Consider the following 17661-nt stretch of genomic DNA (forward strand, 5'->3'; position numbering starts at 1 on the left):
ATCGCCTTGACGGCGGTTCGTTGTGTCTTGACGACTTTTTCGGGGGCCACCAACGATGAATCCTTCGCAAGGCCAGCCGCGTAACGAGATTCGCGCCGCCCTGGGCGCCTATCGCGGCGGCTTTCGCAGCGTGGGTACCTTCAGCGCGGTGATCAACCTGCTGATGCTGGTGCCGCCGCTCTACATGCTGCAGGTCTACGACCGGGTGCTGGCCTCGGGCAATACCACCACGCTGCTGCTGCTGACGCTGATGGCGGTGGGCCTGCTGGCGCTGATGGGCGCGCTGGAGTACGTGCGCAGCCTGGCGGTGATCCATATCGGCGAGCGGCTCGACGCCCGGCTTGGCGAGCGGGTCTATGGCGCGGCCTTCGAGCGTGGCCTGGGTGGGCAGGGAGCGCAGGCCGGCCAGGCCACGCGGGATCTCGATTCGCTGCGCCAGTTCATCACCGGCAATGCGGTGTTCGCTTTCTTCGATGCCCCCTGGTTTCCCCTCTATCTACTGGTGATGTTCCTGTTCCACCCCTGGATCGGCTGCCTGGCGCTGGTCGGGGCGCTGCTGCTGATCGCCCTGGCGTGGCTCAACGAACGTCTGTCCCAGCCGCCGCTGCGCGAGGCGGGCGGTTTGTCGGTCCAGGCCAGTGCCAGCGCCGAGGCGCAGCTGCGCCATGCGGAGGTGATCGAGTCGATGGGCATGCTGGATGCGCTGGCGCGGCGCTGGTTCCGGTTGCACGGTGGCTTCGTGGCCCTGCAAGGCCTGGCCAGCGAGCGCACGGCGCTGATCACGTCCCTCTCCAAGAGCCTGCGGGTGGCGCTGCAGTCGCTGGTGCTGGGGCTGGGTGCGTGGCTGGCGGTGGCGGGCCAGATCAGCCCGGGGACGATGATCGCCGGCTCGATCCTGATGGGACGCGTGCTCGGGCCCATCGATCAGGTGATCAGTGCCTGGCGGCAGTGGTCCTCGACACGGCTTGCCTACCAGCGGCTGGTGGCGTTGCTGGAGGCGCATCCGCCGCGCCGGCCCGGCATGGAACTGCCGGCGCCGAGCGGTGAATTGACGGTGGAGCCGCTCAGCGCGGTGCCGCCGGGCGGCAAGGTGCCGACGCTGGTGCAGGTCGGCTTCCGGTTGGCGCCGGGCGAGGTGCTCGGCGTGATCGGCCCGTCTGGCTCCGGCAAGTCGACCCTGGCGCGGCTGCTGGTGGGGGTGTGGACGCCGAGGATCGGCACGGTGCGCCTCGACGGCGCCGAGATCCAGCGCTGGGACAAGGCCCGGCTGGGGCCGCATCTCGGCTATCTGCCCCAGGAGGTGGAACTGTTCGCCGGCAGCGTCGCCGAGAACATCGCGCGTTTCGCCGAGCCCGATGCCGACAAGGTGATCGCCGCCGCCAAGGATGCCGGCGTGCACGAGATGATCCTGGCCCTGCCGCAGGGCTACGACACGCCGCTGGGCGATGGCGGCCAGGGGCTGTCCGGTGGGCAGCGCCAGCGCATCGGCCTGGCCAGGGCGATGTATGGCCCACCGGCGCTGGTGGTGCTGGACGAACCCAACGCCAACCTCGACGAGGCCGGCGAGAAGGCCTTGCTGGAGGCGCTGGGCCGGCTGCGCGAACGTGGCGTCACGGTGGTGCTGATCACTCACCGCCCCACGGTGCTCAAGGCCACCACGCATCTGCTGGTGCTGCGTGAAGGTCGCCTGCACAAGTTCGGGGCGACCCAGGAGGTACTGCAGGCGATTGCCGCGTCGCGTCAGCCGGCGGCGAGCGGCCCGACGTTGATGGCGCAGAGTCCTTATTCCATGAACGGTTCCATGAACGGCACCTACGCCATGGGCGATGCCTCGACGAAGGACGGCGCCAACCCGAGGGATAAGAGCGTCGAGACGGCTGCCGTGGGTGGCCAGGGAGGGCGTGCATGAGCACTCTCGACGAGCGCAAGACGTTGCGCCCCACGATGGAGCCGACGACGCCCGATTGGCAGGCGCTGGCCCAGCGTCGTCAGCGCCGGCCGAGGCGCCTCGGTGGCTGGTTGCTGTTGCTGGGGTTTGCCGGCTTTCTGACCTGGGCGGCGCTGGCACCGCTGGACAATGGCGTGGCGGTGCCGGCCACCGTGGTGGTATCGGGCAACCGACAGGCGGTGGAGCACCCCACCGGCGGCGTCGTCGAGCGGCTGTGGGTACGCGAGGGCGATAGCGTGACCCGGGGCCAGACGCTGGTCAGCCTGGACGCGACACGGCTGCGCAGCGAGGCGGATACCTTGAACGTGCAGCACGGTGCCGCGTTTGCCGAAGCCGCGCGCCTCGAGGCCGAGCGCGATGGCCATGAGCGTATCGAGTATCCCGAGTGGTTGGCGTCCACCGCTGACGTGGAGCTGCTGACCGTGCTGGAGCTGCAGCGACAGCTGTTCGCCAGCCGGCGTGCCGCGCTGCGGTCGGAACTGGGCGGTATCGAGGCCAACCTGGCGGGGCAGCGCTCGCTTGCCTCGGGCCTGGAATCCTCGCTGGTGCAGAAACGCATTCGCCTGGAGATGCTGGGCGAGCAGCGCGACAACCTGCGCGAGCTGGCCAGCGAGGGCTACATTCCTCGCAACCGGCTGCTCGAGGTCGAGGGCTCGTATGCCCAACTCCAGAGTGACATCGCCGCCGATATCGGCACGCTAGAGCAGACCCGTCGCCAGATCGACGAGCTGCAACTGCGCACGACCCAGCGCCGCGACGAATATCAGCGCGAGGTTCGCGATGCCCTGGCCCAGGCCCGCCTGCGCGGGCAGGAGCTGGCCGGACGCCTGGCGACGACGCGCTTCGACCTGGCGCATACGCAGTTGCGGGCACCGATGTCGGGCATCGTGGTGGGGTTGGCGCTGCATACCGAGGGGGGAGTGGTGCAGCCCGGCGCCTTGCTGATGGAGATCGTGCCGGAGGGCGAGCCTTTATTGGTTGAGGGGCAGTTGCCGGTGGAGCAGGTCGACAGGGTGCATGCCGGCCTGCCGGTGGAACTGATGTTCACGGCCTTCGAGCGCAGCCGCACGCCGCGCGTATCGGGCGAGGTGACGCAGGTTTCCGCCGACCGCCTGGTCGACGAGCGCAGTGGCTTGCCGTACTACCGGGTCTACGTGGAGGTGGCGGCGGAGGATTTGCAGGTGCTGGGCAGCGAGCCGCTGAGGGCGGGCATGCCGGTGGAGGCCTTCGTGCGTACCGGCGAGCGCACCTTGCTCAATTACCTGTTCAAGCCGCTGATGGATAGGGCACGCACCGCCTGGGGGGATGCATGAATCAGGTATGGCGCGTATGGGCGACGTCATGGCTGGCGCTGTGGTGCGGCGGCCTTGCATCACCGGCGCTGGCGCTGGATTTCCGTGAGGTCTATGACATGGCGCTACGCCACGATCCCACCTGGCTGGCGGCGCAGAGCGAAAGCGCGGCCGGTCAGCAGGAGCGGGTGCTGGGGCGTGCGGCACTGCTGCCGCGTCTGGACTATCGCTATACGCGGGCGCGCAACTGGTCGGAGGTGCGTCAGAGCACGCCGCTGGGCGAGACGACCGAGGATCTCGACTACTCCAGCTACACGTCCGGTTTCACCCTGACCCAGCCGCTGTTCGATGCCGCGGCCTTCGCCCAGTACCGGGAAGGCCGGGCGCGTGCCGAGGCCGCCGGCCTGACCCTGGAGCGGGCCCGCCAGGCGCTGGCGGTGCGGGTGCTGCAAGCCTATACCGAGGTGCTGTATGCCGAGGACGAGGTGAGCCTGGCCGAGGCGCACCGGCGCTCCCTGGAGGAGGAGGCGCAGCGTAGCCAGCGCTTCGTCGAGCGTGGCGAAGGCACGCGCACCGATCAACTGGAGATCGAGGCACAGTCGCGTATCGTCGAGGCGCGATTGATCGAGGCCGAGGATCGCCTGCTCGATGCGCGCAATGCCCTGCGGGCACTGACCGGGGCGACGGTCATCTCATCGTCGCTGGCCCCCTTGCGTGGCGAGGACATCGACGTGGGTGATGAATCGATGACGCTGGACGATGAGTCGGTGACGCTGGAGCAGTGGCGCGAGCATTCGCTGGCGCACAACCCCGAGCTGGCCGCCCAGCGCAGCATGCTCGATGCGGCGCGTCAGCAGTTCAACCGGCAGCGTGCCGGGCACCTGCCCACTGTACGACTGTTCGCGCGTAGCCAGATCACCGACTCGGACTCGGAGAACGTGGTCGGCCAGCGCTACGACACCGACAGCGTGGGCGTCGAGGTCAACGTGCCGCTGTATGCCGGTGGCCGGGTGGTGGCGGCCAGCCGCCAGGCGGACAGCACCTTCGAGCGGACGCGCCATGAGCTGGACGCCGCGACCCTGGACCTGCTCGCCGACCTGGAACGCCAGTACCGCATGACCCGCAGCAGCCAGCGTCGTATCGCCGCCTATCGCGATGCCGTCGAGGCCGCCACGGGACGCGTGGAGGCGACCCGGCGCAGCGTTCTCGGCGGCGAGCGCACCAACCTCGATGCCTTGATCGCCGAGCGCGAGCGTTACGAGGCACTGCGCGACCTGGCCCGCGCCCGCTACGACTATCTGCTCGCCTGGCTGTCGCTACGCTGGCAGGCGGGCGTGCTCGACGACGGCGATATCGAACGGGTGGCGGGGTATTTTGGGTAATTGTCGGGTCCTGGGTCGTTGAACTACGGCGTGAAGAGGGGCGGTGAGAGTCACCTTCCCCAGGCGCCAATAGCCCATGCAGGTGACGTTGCGCTTGGGCAGCCCACATTCGTCGGTCAGGTAGCGGCGTATCGCGACCGCAGCCTTGGATTCCGCCGCGACTCCGCGTAACGCACGTTTCTCCATAGGGAATGCGGCTCAACTGTTCCTAGACTCGGCACTGGAAGGGCGCGCCGATGTAATCGAGGGGCAGGTCGAAGACGGTGCGCGTGCCCGCGAAGTACTCCGCCACTGCTTCCGGCGGCGCTGGGTCAGGATGTTGGCGGGGTCAGCGTCGCCGGGGCGATGCGGCAAGGCCGAGAAAGACCAGCAGAGCCTGGTTGAGTCTCACCATGTCTTCATCGTCGAGCCGGCCGATGCGGTTGCCGAGTTTGGCTTTCGGCAGGGTGGTGATCTTGTCTGCCATCAAGCGGCAGGGGGTGCGTAGCCCGTTGAGAGAACTGGGCTCCACGTGCAGGCGGAACAGTGGGGCTTCCGTTGGGCTGGTGGTAAAGGCACAGATGACGATGGAGTCCGTGGCGTCGAAGCTGTCGTCCTGCACGATCACGACCGGGCGCGGCTTGCCCGCAGAAGTGTTGCCGCCGGAGGCGGTCCAGATTTCACCGCGCTTCATTCATCGCTTTTCCATGGCGAGTCGTCCCATTCCGAGAGCGAGTCGATGAAGGCTTGGTCGCCCGCGGCGTCGCGGCTGGTGGCCACCGCTTGGGATTGTCGGTGGGCTTCCGCCTGGAAGGCAGCGGAACGCACGTCCGGCACCCAGATCTGGATGGGGCGCGTAAACGTGCCCGGTATCGGGCGACTTTCTCGCGCGGCCATCATGTTTACGGTTGATGACATCAGCACCAAATTTTGCAATCGCTCGCTCAAGCGATGATACAAAGACATCACTCGGTTCTTGAGCATCCACGATATTGGGGATCCATTCCTTGACTTCGGCAAGATGGGCTTTGGAAATCTTTTCTTTGACGGTTTTGTCTGGCTTTCCAAAAGCCCGTGTAAACGTCTCAAGAAAAATATCCTTGACCATGCTATCGAGCAGCAATATCATTTTTTCTTTGGAGATATTGTCTGGAATCTCACTGTCTTGTAATACATCGGTGTAGTTGTCTTGTCTCATGTCAAACCCTGTTAAAAGTAGTGGTTACACTTGGCTGACCTTCAGACTCTATCGCCGGGATTTCCTATCGGCCACTTCAATGTTGTCTGGCATTGATGAACACTCGCGCCTGCTCCGGCTCGAGTCTGATATAGCCCATCGCTTTTTCTCCTTGCTCTTAACTAATCCTTCCGTAAATTTATCACAGATTTAGTTAAACGACAGGGGGCCTGCTAGTGGGAAATCAGTCTAGGCCATGCTAACCCGAAGAATGATTACGGCGCTGGTTGTTAAATCCTTCCCAGCCAGTATTGCGGACGTCGCCGGCCATGGGCAACAGCCAGAATCTGAAAACCGCTATATTTTCTCGATAAATGATGGATAATGGAAATCGGTGAAGGGGGGCTCTGCGAATATCTGGCTCAAGTTCAACTTGCCAAGCTTTTGGTGATTCGCCAATCACCATGGCCAAGGCCTCGAATTCTTCTATGAAGGCACCACCCAATCCAGGAACCTTCGATTCGTAATATCCGACTGATTCCAGGAACTCGGCTTCCGCTGCCGGGTGAAAGGAATAATTCATCTGATCAGTGCTCGAGCCTTCCTCATAACATCATCACCAGGCACGGCCTGAACTGATCCGCTATCAAGTTCTTCTGCCCTACGCCTAGTCTCGAGCAACCAGTCGGACCGAAGCTCTTCTTCCGACGGAGATTCCAGACTCAAGACCAATCGCTGGATCAGTTGTGCCCGCTCCTCCTTCGGAAGGTGGAGGGCTTCATCCTCAATTTTCTGGAGATCCATGGGAAAACCTCTCATTTGTGTAACCCTTGAATTTTGGCACGGATGGCTAACGGGCGCCATGATTCGGTGTCATCGCGGTACTGTTGGCCTCCTTGTAATGACCCCCTGATTTCTGCACACCCTACGCTGCCAATGCCGGGTGTGCTCGGGACGCCACATAGCCAAGAGACTGATGTGGCCGCCCTGAGTTTCGGAGTCGGCCTCCTGGGGCTGTTTCTGTCACTTTAGCCGACCACCTTCCCCAGGCGCCAATAGCCCATGCAGGTAACGTTGCGCTTGGGCAGCCCGCATTCGTCGGTCAGGTAGCGGCGTATCGCGACCGCAGCCTTGGATTCCGCCGCGATCCAGGCGTAGAAGGCGTCGTTCTCCTCCAGTTCGGCGGTTTCCCAGAGCGGTTGGACGTCAATGTCGGGAGCGTCGTCATGAGAGGAAGGAGGATGCTTGCCGCCCATGGCCTCGATCACCTCGCGCAGGTCGATGTCGCGCACCGCACGGGCCAGCAGCTCACCATGGGCGCAGCCGGGCTGGCTGTCGCGCGGCAGCCAGTGCAGATGGGCCGTGGACGCGATCGGCTGGATATCGGCGCTCAGCGGGACTTCGAGCAGGGCCTCGACCCGGGGGCGAGAGGGCTGCGTATTCAGGGTTTCCAGGATGCCCGTTGCCGCTGGCAACGCGGTTTCGTCGGCGACGATCAGCAGGCGTCGCAGGTGGCGCGGCGGCTTCCATTCGAAGCCGACGGATTCGCCCTCGAAGGAAGCGTCCGGGGCGATGATGGTGAGCCGGTCGCCGGGGCGCGCCGTCATCGCCCAGCGCGAGGCCGGGCCGTTGTCGCCATGCAGCACGAACTCGATGTCGACCTCGGCGGGTTCGGAACGCAGGGCGCGAATGGTGTAGGTGCGCATGGGTGCGCGCCGGGCCTCGGGCAAGGCACGGTAGGCGTCGTACCATGCAAGCCCCTGGTCGGCGACATCGTTCAGGGCGGTTCGCGCCGCGTCGGATTGGGGAAAGAACAGCTTGACCCGTTGATCCGGCGCATGGGCGGCCATGCGGTCGAGCTCGGGGCCGGTGAACGTGAAACACACCAGGGAGGGACTGACCTGGGTGCGTCGGGAGAGGGTGAGATCGAAGAAACGGTAGCTGGCTTTGCTGGCCAAGGTGGCATCCTCCCGAAGGTGGTCGCGGGCTGGGGTGCAGGCGCGCACGGTGGATGCATACTAACATTTCTTGATTCTCATTCTCAATTCAATCGGAGCACGGCATGCCCAGGCCGTCCGTTATCGGGAGGTGATCGATGAACGCAAGCACCGAATTCTGGCGCGATCCCGCCATGCCTTACGTCGAGAGCCGGCGTGCCTGCCACAGCCGGGCATGCTACCGGCCGCATAGCCATCCGACCTATTCCATCGGTGCGGTCGATCATGGTGTCAGCGTGTTCTCCGGCACGGGCGATGGATTGACCACTCTCCACGCCGGGGCGGTGGTATTCGTGCCGCCCCGGCGCGTGCATGCCTGCAACCCGATGCCCGAGGAGGCGTGGAGCTACCAGATGCTGCACCTGGATGCGCAATGGCTGTACTCGGTGAGGCAGGAGGGGGCCAAGGCACGCCCGGTCGACATGCAGGGCGAGCCGATCCGCTTGGCCAACGATGCCTGGGTGTATACCCGCTTCTGCCGCCTCAATGCGTTGCTGTTCTCGGAGGCGAGCGTACATGACAAGGAAGCCGCGCTGATCGGATTCATCGGTGACTGCGATGGCGCTCACGGGCAGCCGGTCGCCACTCCGTCGAGCGATCCGGCCATTCATGGCCGTCTTTCGCCGGTAATGGATTTCCTGCGGCACGAACGGATGGACACCCCCTCGCTCGCCGAACTGGCTGGCATGGCCGCCATGCTGAGCGGCCCCTACGCCAGCGCGGCCTGGAAGGTGGCCTATGGCGCGTGGATGTTCGGCATCGTGCTGCTGTGGGATCTGCTGGTGGCGGCCATGATCGGCAATCCGCTGGTGTTGCGGAGCTTCTCCCGCATGCTGCCGTGGCTGGAGAGAGTCTGCGGCGGTATGTTGATTCTGCTTGCTTTCGGTGTCATCGCGGCACTGTTGGCCTCCTGATGTGATGGATAGGCACTTCTCACTCGTTACTCCTTTATGTGACACATTTGGCAAGGGGAGGGGCGAGCCGATGACGTTGGTGCGGATATGTTGGGTGGGGTTGGCCGCCCTGAGTTTCGGGGTCGGCTTTCTGGGGCTGTTTCTGCCACTGCTGCCGACCACCGAGTTCATGCTGGCGGCGGTATATTGCGCGTCGAAGGGCTCTCCGCGTTTCGAGGCCTGGATTCGCTCGCGGCGCTATGTCGGCCCGTTGCTGAATGACTGGGAGCGGGAACGGGCAATACCCCGGCGGGCCAAGTTCGTGGCGGTGGGCATGATCTCGGCCAGTGCGCTGTTCCTGATCATCCACCTGGGTGAAGGGTGGCTGCGCTGGGCGATCGTGGCGGTGCTGGTCGCGGTGGCCGCATGGCTGGTGACACGGCCGGAGCCCTCGGCTTCGGGCGGCGCTCCACGCTAGGCCTCGGGCACTCGCGGGAACGCCAACGGCGGATCATGACCCGCCGTTGGCATCTGTGGCGCGTCGTGGTCGCTGGAATAGTTACCGGGCTTCCGGCGGCACCAGTTCGTCAGGCACGTCGATGCCGATCTCGCGATAGTAGCGCAGGGCGCCGGCATGGAGCGGCGTGGTGGTGTTCTCCACCGATATCTCGGCGGTCATCCCCTCTGCCGGGGCGAAGGTGTTGCCCAGGCTTTCGATATTCTCCCAGTAGGCGCGGGTGAACTCGTAGCCGGCCTCCTCCGAGAGGCTGTCGGTGGCGGCGATGCCGATGTAGGTGCCAAGCGTGGTGGCTTCCGACATGTCGCGATAGGTGCCCTCCGGGATCACCGCGCGGGACAGGAACGGCAGCGCCTCGGTGGCCGTCTCGATCTGCTCGTCGCTGAACGAGAGGATGTGCAGCGGCCGTGAGGAGTGCACTTCGGTGAAGGCCGGGATGGGCGGGATGCCGTTGTAGCTGAAACCGATGATGCGCCCGTCGACCACGGCGTCGGCGGCATCGCTCATGCTCATGCGCTGGTAGTCCGGGGCGATGCCCAGGGCGTCGAACACCAGCTCGGTGATGTATTCGCCACCGCCGCCGATGCTGCTGGGGTTGAAGCGTTCGCCATCCAGATCCTCGAAGGTCTCGATACCGCTGTCCTGACGCACCGCCCAGTGCATGGTGGATGGTGCCACCCACAGCACCATTCGCAGCCCTTCCATGGTGTCGTTCTCATAGCGGCCCTCGCCGTTGTAGGCCTCGTGGGCACCCGGGGCGTCCACCAGCGCCAGGTCGATCTCGCCGCGGCCAAGGCGGATGGTGTTTTCCCGGGAGCCGCCGGTTTCGCGCACCGAGACCTCCAGTGGCGAGTCGGCGCTGACGATGCGCGACAGTTCCGAGTAACCGAAGTACCAGCCCGAGGCGGCAGGGGCCACACCGATGCTGACCGCCTCGGAGGCGACGGCCGGCGCGGCCAGGCTGGCGGCCAGCACGGCAGCGGCCAGCGGTGTGTAACGGTGGGTGAAGAACGAGCGGCGTGTCATGCGATCTCTCCTGTTGTTCTCGTGTTGCTGTCATGGCCATTGGCTGGTGCTCAGCCTCCGGCCTGCTCTTCGCGGTAGGCGGTGATCACTTCATGGGCGAGGCCGTTTGGATCGAGGCTGTCCTCGCGTGATTCGCATTGGCATTTCTCCATGCTCCGGCTTCAGTTCATTCGGCAAGGTTCTTGGCGGGCTTGCCGGCGGCGAAGGCGAGCACGTTGTCGAAGGCGTCGCCGAAGTAGAGCTCGTAGCTGTCCTTTTCCACGTAGCCGAGGTGCGGCGTGGCCAGGAAGTTGGGCAGATCGAGTAGCGGGTGGCGGGCCACTGGTTCCTCGTCGAATACGTCCACCGCGGCCCGGCCGGGACGACCGGCGCGCAGGGCCGCCTCCAGGGCACCGGCCTCGATTAGCGGCGCGCGGCTGGTGTTGACCAGCAGGGCGCTGGGTTTCATGCGGGCAAGATCCTCGGCGGTGACGATGCCGCGGGTGCCGGCGTTCAGGCGCAGGTGCAGGCTGAGCACGTCGCTGCGGTCGAACAGCTCCCCCTGGCTGGCGGCCACCGCCAGACCCGCCTCGGCGGCGCGTGCCCGGGTGCTTTCGCGGCCCCATACCAGCACGTTCATCTCGAAGGCCTGGCCGTAGCGGGCCATCAGCTGGCCGATCCTGCCGTAGCCGAAGATACCCAGGGTGCGGCCCTTGAGTCCGGTGCCCAGGGTGCGCTGCCAGCGGCCGGCCTTGAGATTGGCTGATTCCTCGGGAATATGGCGCATGGCGGCCAGTACCAGCCCCCAGGTGAGTTCGGCGGCGGCATGGGGCGAACCGGTGCCGGCCATGACCGTGACGCCTTGCCGCCGGCAGGCGTCCATATCCACGTGGGCCGCGCCGCCGCCGGTCTGGCTGATCGCCTTGAGGTTGGGCAGACGCGCCAGCAGTTCGGCGGTGATCGGGGTGCGTTCGCGAATCAGCACCAGTGCCTCGGCGTCGCGGAAGCGCTCGGCCAGTGTGTTCAGGTCGGTCACGGTGTCGTTGAACACCGTGACCTCATGGTCCTCGAGCTTGCTGAAGGCGTCCAGCGTGCGAACGCAGTCCTGATAGTCGTCGGGGATCACGATCTTCATCGTGCGGGCTCCTTGTGGGTAGCGGTGTCAGTCGCCGTACTCAGGGTGTTGCGGATCTGCAGGTATTGCCAGGCGAACAGGCTACCGATCAGGGCGATACCGACGACATCGGTGATCATCCGCCCGTTGATCAGCGTCAGCGCCGCCACCAGCAACAGGCCACGTTCGAGCCACGAGCAGGGCCGCAGGAAGAAACCGATGGTCGAGGCGGCCAGGGCGATGATACCAAGTACGCTGGAGCCCACGGCAACTGTGATTTCCAGCGCCGTACCGTTACCCAGCAAGGGCGGATGGTAGATGAACATGTAGGGAATCAGGAAACCGCCCAGCGAGATCTTGGTCGCGGTCAGCGCGGTGCGGAACCAGTGTGAGCCGGCGATGGCGCTGCCGATGTAGGCGGCCAGTGCCACCGGCGGGGTGACCCCGGAGAGGATGGCGAAGTAAAGAATGAACAGGTGTGCCGACAGGCTAGGCAGCCCGGCTTGGATGAAGGCCGCGGCGACCACGGAGGCGGCCAGCATGTAGGCTGCCACGGTGGGCAGGCCCATGCCGAGGATGATCGCGACCACCATCGCCAGCAGCAGGGTGATCAGCACGTCGCCGCCGCTGACCGCCAGGATCACCGACGAGACCTTGAGACCGAGGCCGGTCAGGCTGATGACCGAGGCGATGATCGCCACGCCGCCGATGATGACTGCGATCATGGCGGCGGTCATGGCGCCGGCCTCCAGGGCGGCGGGCAGCTTCGTCACACGCTCCCTGAAGGTGCCGGGGCTGCGCCAGGAGAACAGGTAGAGTGCCATGGCGGTGAAGTAGGCGGCCACGGCAGAGGTGGTCGGGGTATAGCGCATCACCAACAGGGTGATCAGTACCGCCAGCGGGATCACCAGGGTTTCGATATTGAGTAGGCCCTGGCGCAGGGTTGGGCGTTCCGACTTGGGCATCGGGTTGAGGCCCAGGCGCTTGGCTTCGAAGTGAACGCTCATCCAGATGGCGAGGTAGAACAGCAGGGCCGGGATCAGTGCGGCACTGATGATTTCCAGATAGCTGACCGAAATGACGTCGGCCATGACGAAGGCGGCGGCGCCCATGACCGGGGGCAGGATCTGGCCACCGGTGGAGGCCGAGGCCTCGGTGGCGGCCGCGAAGCGCGCACTGTAGCCGTTCTTCTTCATCATCGGGATGGTGAACACGCCGGTGGTGGCAACGTTGGCGGCGGTGCTGCCGCTGATACTGCCGAACAGCGCGCTGCACAGGGTGGCGGCCTTGGCCGGGCCACCGGCCATGCGTCCGGTGACGGAATTTGATAGGCGCATGAAGGTGTCGCCGCCACCGGTGGTGACCAGGAGGGCACCGAACATGATGAAAATGACGATCACCGTCGATGAGGTGCGCATCAGGCTGCCGTAGACCCCGGTGGGGCTCATGTAAAAGGTGGCCACCAGGTCGTCCCAGCGGAAACCACCATGGCCCCAGACTCCGGGGAGGTGATGTCCGAAGTAGGCGTAGGAGAGGGCAATCAGCACCAGGATCGGGAAAGCCAGGCCGATGGCGCGACGGCACGCCTCCAGCAACAGCAGGATGGCGACGATGCCGAAGAACAGGTCCAGCGTGGTGGGCATCAGATAGCCCAACTGGTAGATGATGCGGTCGAAGTGCATCACGTAGTAGGCACTCACGGCGATGCCGAGGACGATGGGAATGATGTCGTACCAGGGGATCCGGTTGGCGTCACGAACTCGGCAGTTGTAGGCCAGGAAGATCAGCGGCAGCGCGAATAGCAGATGGACGGCATTCTGGGTGTTCACCGGCCCGGTCAGGGCGGTGTAGAGATGGAACAGGGCCATGGACACTGCTGCCAGGCGTGTTACCAGGAACCAGAAGCCCGACAGCTGGCGCTTACCAGAATCTTCCGAATATTTCTCGACGACTGTTGAGTTTTCAGGGGTGTCCATCGGGTGACTCCCGCGCCGCCGGATGGCAGGAGGGCCTCGGGCAGCGCGTCAGGGTAGTGGCATTGACATTGCCCCATAGGCCGGAGCCCGCGGGGAGTGCTGGGCTCTGTCCGAAAACTGGCTATGCTCGGCCAGACGGCGTTAAAAATCGGCTCAAAGTACTCATTTACACCCTGTAAACTCCGTCTTCTCGCCGATTTTTGCCTTGTCTGGCCTTCGCTCGCCGACTTTTCAGACAAAGCCTTGTGTATTACTGCGCTTCGGGGGGAATGATGTCCTCGGGAATATCGAGCCCTATCTCCTGATAGTAGCGCAGTGCGCCGGCATGTAGCGGGAAGGTGGCGTTGTCGATGACGGTCTGCGGGGTCACACCATCGGCGGGGGCGAAGGAAGCCGCCACCTGTTCATGGTTTTCCCAATATGCCTTGGTCATGTCATAGACGGCATCGTCATCCAGGCTGCTGTTGGCGGCCACGCCCATGTAGATGCCCAGCGAAGTGGCTTCGGGCATGTCGCGGTAGGTGTCGGCGGGGATCACGGTGCTGGCCAGGAACGGCAGTTCCTCGGTAACCATGCCGACCTGCTCGTCGCTGAGCGACAACAGGTGCAGCGGTCGTGAGGAGTGTACTTCGGTGAAAGCCGGGATGGGCGGCACGCCATTGTAGCTGAAGCCCGCGAGGCGGCCATCGATTACGCCTTCGGCGGCATCGTCGATGCGCATGCGCTGGAAGTCGGGCTCGATCCCCAGGATGCCGAAGACCAGTTCGGTGATGTACTCGCCGCCGCCGCCAATGCTGCTGGGGTTGAAGCGTTCGCCGTTCAGTTCCTCGAAGGTTTCGATACCGCTGTCCTGACGTACCGCCCAGTGCATGGTGGACGGGGCGATCCAGTAAAGCAGGCGGGCCTCGGGGTTCGGGGTGTCCTCGAAGCGACCGATACCATTGAACATCTCGTAACCGACCAGGGCTTCGGTGAAGGCCAGGTCGAGCTCACCGCGGGCCAGGCGTATGGCATTCTCGCGGGTACCACCGGTCTCGCGCACGGTAATCTCGTAGGGGGTGTTGGCGCTGATCACCCGGGCGCCTTCGGAAATACCGAAGAACCAGCCGGTGCCGGTTGGCACGGCGCCAATGTTCAGGGACGTGTTGGCCTGGGCGCCGGTAACGGCCAGGCTGCCAAGTGCCAGAAGGGAGACAGGAAGCAGGTGGCGTGCCTTCATGGAGAAGTGCTTCATTGTTATATCCTCGTCTTGTTAAGGAAGCATTTTTGTCATTGCTTGTTTGTCATTGCTTGCGTCGTCATCATCCCTGATCGTTTCGAGCCTTTATCCGGTCCGTTGCAGTCGTTTTCCCGGCTCGATATGGCTGATGCTTGTTGTCATTCCTCTATTGATACCTCCTGTCGAGGCACTTGTGTATTGGCAAATCATGACGCTGCCATCGCGAATGGAGAAAGCAGCCAGCACACGTTTTTTATGCTGCGACTGCGAAGTCAAGTATCGAGGCTTTTGCCACTCTATACGCCAAGACTCTCCTGTTGTGCCGACATTTCGATGAGATGGTCGACGAACAGTTTGGCTGCCATCGAGAGCCGATCGATATCCTTGACGTATATGCGGAGCTTGCGTCGTGCCCAGTCGTCGCGAATCGACAGTACCTTTACGCGGAGTCCACCCACGTATTGTCGAATGGCACCCCTGGGCACCACACCGATGCCCAGCCCATAGCCATGGGAAAGCATGGCACAGATGCCGATATCGGCACCGTTTGATACTGCTGGTCGCGGGCGACAACGTCTCCACCGACGACATCATGCCGGCCGGCCGGCGGGTGATGCCCTACTGGAGCAGCGTCTATGCTTCGGCCCCGTTCACCTTCGAGGCCATCGACGCCGACTATGTCCGCCGTGCCGAAGCGACCCGCGAGCATGGTGGCCACGCCATCGTTGCCGGCCATAACTATGGCCAGGGGTTCAGCCGGGAGAACGCCGCCCTGGTGCCGCGCTACCTGGGTTTGCAAGTGGTATTGGCGAAGAGCTTCGCGCGCATCCATTGGCAGAACCTGATCTGCTTCGGGGCCCTGCCGCTGAGCTTCATCGAAGAGGCCGACGCCGCGCGTCTCGAGCAGGGCGATGCCTGGCCATTCGCAACCTGCACGCCCAACTGGCTGCAGGGCCGGAGCTCGTCGCCGAGATCGTCGGCAAGGGGGATATCACCCTTCGTCACGACCTGACCGGGCGTCAGCGGGTACTCTTGGCTGCGGGTGGAGCCATCAGCCACATCAAGGGTGGCGAACGCTTTGAAGGCCCTGGCGTGCCAGGTTGTCTCCCTTGATACGCCTTTTTTCCTCCTGGCTCGCTGTTGGAGCGCCCGGCTCGACGACTCGACGCCGTCTGCTTTTTCCACCCTGTTGGAGCGCCGCTCTGCGTCGCGACTGGCGCCGCAGGCGCCTTGGCGGAGGCCGCCCCATGGCGATGATCGCCGGCCCGGGCAACCCCGCGGTCGCGAGCTAAAGCTGCCTCCGACAGCGGCTTGTCTCTCCTGGGTGGCGAGTCTCTCTGTTGGAGCGCCGGGCTCGACTCCGCGTCACATCATGGTAAATAATCGATTTTTCTTGTTGACAGATATTTTTTGCTTGCCTAGTCTGATCCTTCAAGTGCAAATGGTATACCAAGGTTTTGCCGTGCCTTTGCCGAGCACCTGTCGGCAAGCGTGAATGGCCGGTTTCAGGACCGAGCCATACGCTACCACTGACGAAACGCATCGAGGTCGACCTGGACATGCCATCCTTGGGGGATTTCAAGCAGAGCCTGATCAAGGACTACAACGATATCAACAACCGGATTTTTGGTATCGGCGTGATTCGGCAGAAGGTGAACGTGTTCGGCGACAAGCTGGTGATCATCGCCATGCACAAGCGGGTGCCGGCACTGGGGTATCTCAGTGAACTGAACAGCAATGTCAGCGAGCTGGCGGATCATTATCTGATCAAGGGGTTCAAGACAGAATTCAAGACGCTTCTGGAAGCCAAGTATGGCTTCGATGTGGTGTCCCTTTTCAAGGACTATGACGCGAAAGCCGAGCTTTCGGCTACGGTGGTGGTAACGAAAAAAGATGTGTGCGATTACCTCTGACTGATGCCATGAAGGTGCGTCAGCTTCCAGGGAATAATCCGCAAATCTTGTGACGATACGTTGACTGGTTGTGTGAACTCGCGCCGACGCGCGTGAGTGCTCAGGAACCGTCAGCCCAGCCCAAGGCAATACTGCCTTGGGTTGCGCTGGCGGTTTTTTTTGTGTGGAGGAGAGAGGTTATGGCTAAAGTCGTCGATATTGTGGGTGCATTGCATGTCATTACCGGTGGTAGGACGGTCTCGTCCATGGAAGAGGTGGAGCGTGGTGACCACCCGTTCGTGATCCTGAAGTCATCGGGCATCCATGGAAAGTCCGTTCTGGAAATTCCCGGCCTGATCTATGGCGACCCGAACAAGGTCGTCAGGAAGGTGGCCGTCTGCATGACCATGACGGAGCTGGTCATCGAGCTGGCGGGCGCCACGGGAGTCGACGCCGTGGTGGCGCATCATCCCATCGCGGATGCCGCCAGCTGTGGCGGGGTGACCTTGAAGAACTACCTGGACCTCTACGATGTAGCCGGACTCGAGTGCCACGAAGCCTTCCATGGCCTGCATCCGGGAATTCCCTTCCTGCACGGCCACAAGGTGGTCAAGGGAAGCATTTCCTACGGTGGTGTCCATGGCAATATCATGTTCGTCGGCAGGGCCCTTCCCGATGTCGACACCCTCGGCGATATCCTCGATCGGCTGGATGCCTACATGGCGCTCGAGCAGGATCGCGCGTTGCTGGCGGAAGAGCGCCTCGTGCGAGGTATCGATGACATTCGCGAAACCAGTGTCGAGACCAAGGGGTTCATTCATCTCGGCGCCCGCGACAGCCGGGTAGAAAACATCCTGCACATCTTCCCGCATACCGGCTTCTCTCCCGAGAACCTGAGGCAGGCGGTGGAGGAGAACGCCGGTATCGATACCGTCGTTGCTTCCATCAGTCGCGTCTATGCCGGACATGAACTGATCAAGACCGCCGATGAACTGGGCTTGAATTTCATCGTGGGGAACTGTCATGTCATGGAAATTCTCGAAAATGGCCTGCCCCTGGCCTATGCCCTGGACACGCTGCTCGAAGGGGTGGAGGTCGTGCTGTTCAGGGACCGAGTCACTTCCACTCCCGTGAAAAAGGTAGGCAATACGGCCATGCAAACCTATGCGAAAGAGATGTCGGCCCGACACCTGCTCGGCAAGAATGCCATGAGCGAAGTGTGACGATCCGGTGCTTTCAAGACATCGTCCAATAACAAAAGAGACTTGCC

The 17661-nt window shown here is 63.5% G+C and carries 19 protein-coding genes; 8 read left to right on the plus strand and 11 right to left on the minus strand.

Annotation, left to right across the window (positions count from 1 at the left end):
* The first annotated feature begins 55 nt into the window (after positions 1-55).
* The 3 genes from C1H69_RS19550 to C1H69_RS19560 are packed head-to-tail and all read left to right on the plus strand — an operon-like array spanning position 56 to position 4622.
* Complete coding sequence (locus C1H69_RS19550) at positions 56-1909, plus strand: type I secretion system permease/ATPase (protein WP_102655063.1); 1854 nt, start codon at positions 56-58, stop codon at positions 1907-1909.
* Complete coding sequence (locus C1H69_RS19555; protein WP_102655064.1) at positions 1906-3261, plus strand: HlyD family type I secretion periplasmic adaptor subunit; 1356 nt, start codon at positions 1906-1908, stop codon at positions 3259-3261. Before C1H69_RS19550 ends, C1H69_RS19555 begins: the two co-directional genes overlap by 4 nt.
* The gene (locus C1H69_RS19560) at positions 3258-4622 is read left to right on the plus strand and encodes a TolC family outer membrane protein (RefSeq protein WP_102655065.1); all 1365 of its coding nucleotides are present in this window, start codon (positions 3258-3260) and stop codon (positions 4620-4622) included. Before C1H69_RS19555 ends, C1H69_RS19560 begins: the two co-directional genes overlap by 4 nt.
* Here C1H69_RS19560 and C1H69_RS24475 read toward each other — a convergent pair.
* From C1H69_RS24475 to C1H69_RS19590, 6 genes are all read right to left on the minus strand, one after another.
* Positions 4557-4808 (minus strand): SIP domain-containing protein, encoded by a 252-nt coding sequence (locus C1H69_RS24475; RefSeq protein ID WP_102655066.1) that lies wholly within the window; start codon positions 4806-4808, stop codon positions 4557-4559. The two genes, C1H69_RS19560 and C1H69_RS24475, sit on opposite strands and share 66 nt — an antisense overlap.
* A gap of 142 nt (positions 4809-4950) precedes the next feature.
* Positions 4951-5295 carry a type II toxin-antitoxin system PemK/MazF family toxin gene (locus C1H69_RS19575; RefSeq protein ID WP_102655067.1) on the minus strand — a complete coding sequence of 115 codons (345 nt, stop codon included), beginning with the start codon at positions 5293-5295 and terminating at the stop codon, positions 4951-4953.
* Positions 5296-5799 carry a hypothetical protein gene (locus C1H69_RS24280; RefSeq protein WP_240610020.1) on the minus strand — a complete coding sequence of 168 codons (504 nt, stop codon included), beginning with the start codon at positions 5797-5799 and terminating at the stop codon, positions 5296-5298.
* Positions 5800-6037: 238 nt separating this feature from the next.
* Entirely contained in the window at positions 6038-6361 is a 324-nt protein-coding gene (locus tag C1H69_RS23330) for a type II toxin-antitoxin system RelE/ParE family toxin (protein ID WP_133155000.1), read from the minus strand.
* Positions 6358-6582: an addiction module protein gene (locus tag C1H69_RS19585; protein ID WP_102655068.1), complete on the minus strand. Its 225-nt coding sequence runs from the start codon at positions 6580-6582 to the stop codon at positions 6358-6360. The genes C1H69_RS23330 and C1H69_RS19585 overlap by 4 nt, the downstream gene beginning before the upstream one ends.
* Before the next feature lie 224 nt (positions 6583-6806).
* Complete coding sequence (locus C1H69_RS19590) at positions 6807-7736, minus strand: siderophore-interacting protein (RefSeq protein ID WP_102655126.1); 930 nt, start codon at positions 7734-7736, stop codon at positions 6807-6809.
* A gap of 137 nt (positions 7737-7873) precedes the next feature.
* On the opposite strand from C1H69_RS19590, the gene C1H69_RS23950 reads away from it, so the two are divergent.
* On the plus strand, positions 7874-8689 hold the full coding sequence (locus C1H69_RS23950) for an AraC family ligand binding domain-containing protein (RefSeq protein WP_102655069.1): 816 nt from the start codon (positions 7874-7876) through the stop codon (positions 8687-8689).
* Positions 8690-8759: 70 nt separating this feature from the next.
* Positions 8760-9146: a YbaN family protein gene (locus C1H69_RS19600; protein ID WP_102655070.1), complete on the plus strand. Its 387-nt coding sequence runs from the start codon at positions 8760-8762 to the stop codon at positions 9144-9146.
* A gap of 81 nt (positions 9147-9227) precedes the next feature.
* Here C1H69_RS19600 and C1H69_RS19605 read toward each other — a convergent pair whose 3' ends face one another.
* The 5 genes from C1H69_RS19605 to C1H69_RS19630 form a co-directional block, all read right to left on the minus strand.
* The gene (locus C1H69_RS19605; protein WP_102655071.1) at positions 9228-10211 is read right to left on the minus strand and encodes a TAXI family TRAP transporter solute-binding subunit; all 984 of its coding nucleotides are present in this window, start codon (positions 10209-10211) and stop codon (positions 9228-9230) included.
* A 166-nt stretch (positions 10212-10377) separates the two neighbouring features.
* Positions 10378-11325 (minus strand): D-2-hydroxyacid dehydrogenase family protein, encoded by a 948-nt coding sequence (locus C1H69_RS19610; protein WP_102655072.1) that lies wholly within the window; start codon positions 11323-11325, stop codon positions 10378-10380.
* Positions 11322-13280, minus strand: coding sequence for a TRAP transporter permease (locus tag C1H69_RS19615; RefSeq protein ID WP_102655073.1), 1959 nt, complete (start codon positions 13278-13280; stop codon positions 11322-11324). Before C1H69_RS19615 ends, C1H69_RS19610 begins: the two co-directional genes overlap by 4 nt.
* 250 nt (positions 13281-13530) lie before the next feature.
* Entirely contained in the window at positions 13531-14514 is a 984-nt protein-coding gene (locus tag C1H69_RS19625; protein ID WP_102655075.1) for a TAXI family TRAP transporter solute-binding subunit, read from the minus strand.
* Between the two features lie 281 nt (positions 14515-14795).
* Positions 14796-15020: a type 2 periplasmic-binding domain-containing protein gene (locus C1H69_RS19630; protein WP_102655076.1), complete on the minus strand. Its 225-nt coding sequence runs from the start codon at positions 15018-15020 to the stop codon at positions 14796-14798.
* Between the two features lie 26 nt (positions 15021-15046).
* Here C1H69_RS19630 and C1H69_RS19635 point away from each other — a divergent pair, with 26 nt between their 5' ends.
* The 3 genes from C1H69_RS19635 (at position 15047) to C1H69_RS19645 (ending at position 17614) form a co-directional block, all read left to right on the plus strand.
* A complete protein-coding gene (locus C1H69_RS19635; RefSeq protein ID WP_240610021.1) occupies positions 15047-15511 on the plus strand; it encodes a hypothetical protein in 465 nt (154 codons plus the stop codon).
* Positions 15512-16058: 547 nt separating this feature from the next.
* Complete coding sequence (locus tag C1H69_RS19640; protein ID WP_102655077.1) at positions 16059-16412, plus strand: Na-translocating system protein MpsC family protein; 354 nt, start codon at positions 16059-16061, stop codon at positions 16410-16412.
* A gap of 179 nt (positions 16413-16591) precedes the next feature.
* Positions 16592-17614 (plus strand): Nif3-like dinuclear metal center hexameric protein, encoded by a 1023-nt coding sequence (locus C1H69_RS19645; RefSeq protein ID WP_102655078.1) that lies wholly within the window; start codon positions 16592-16594, stop codon positions 17612-17614.
* Positions 17615-17661 lie beyond the last annotated feature (47 nt).

The organism is Billgrantia endophytica (genome assembly GCF_002879615.1).
In the GTDB taxonomy this organism is placed as follows: Bacteria; Pseudomonadota; Gammaproteobacteria; order Pseudomonadales; family Halomonadaceae; genus Halomonas; species Halomonas endophytica.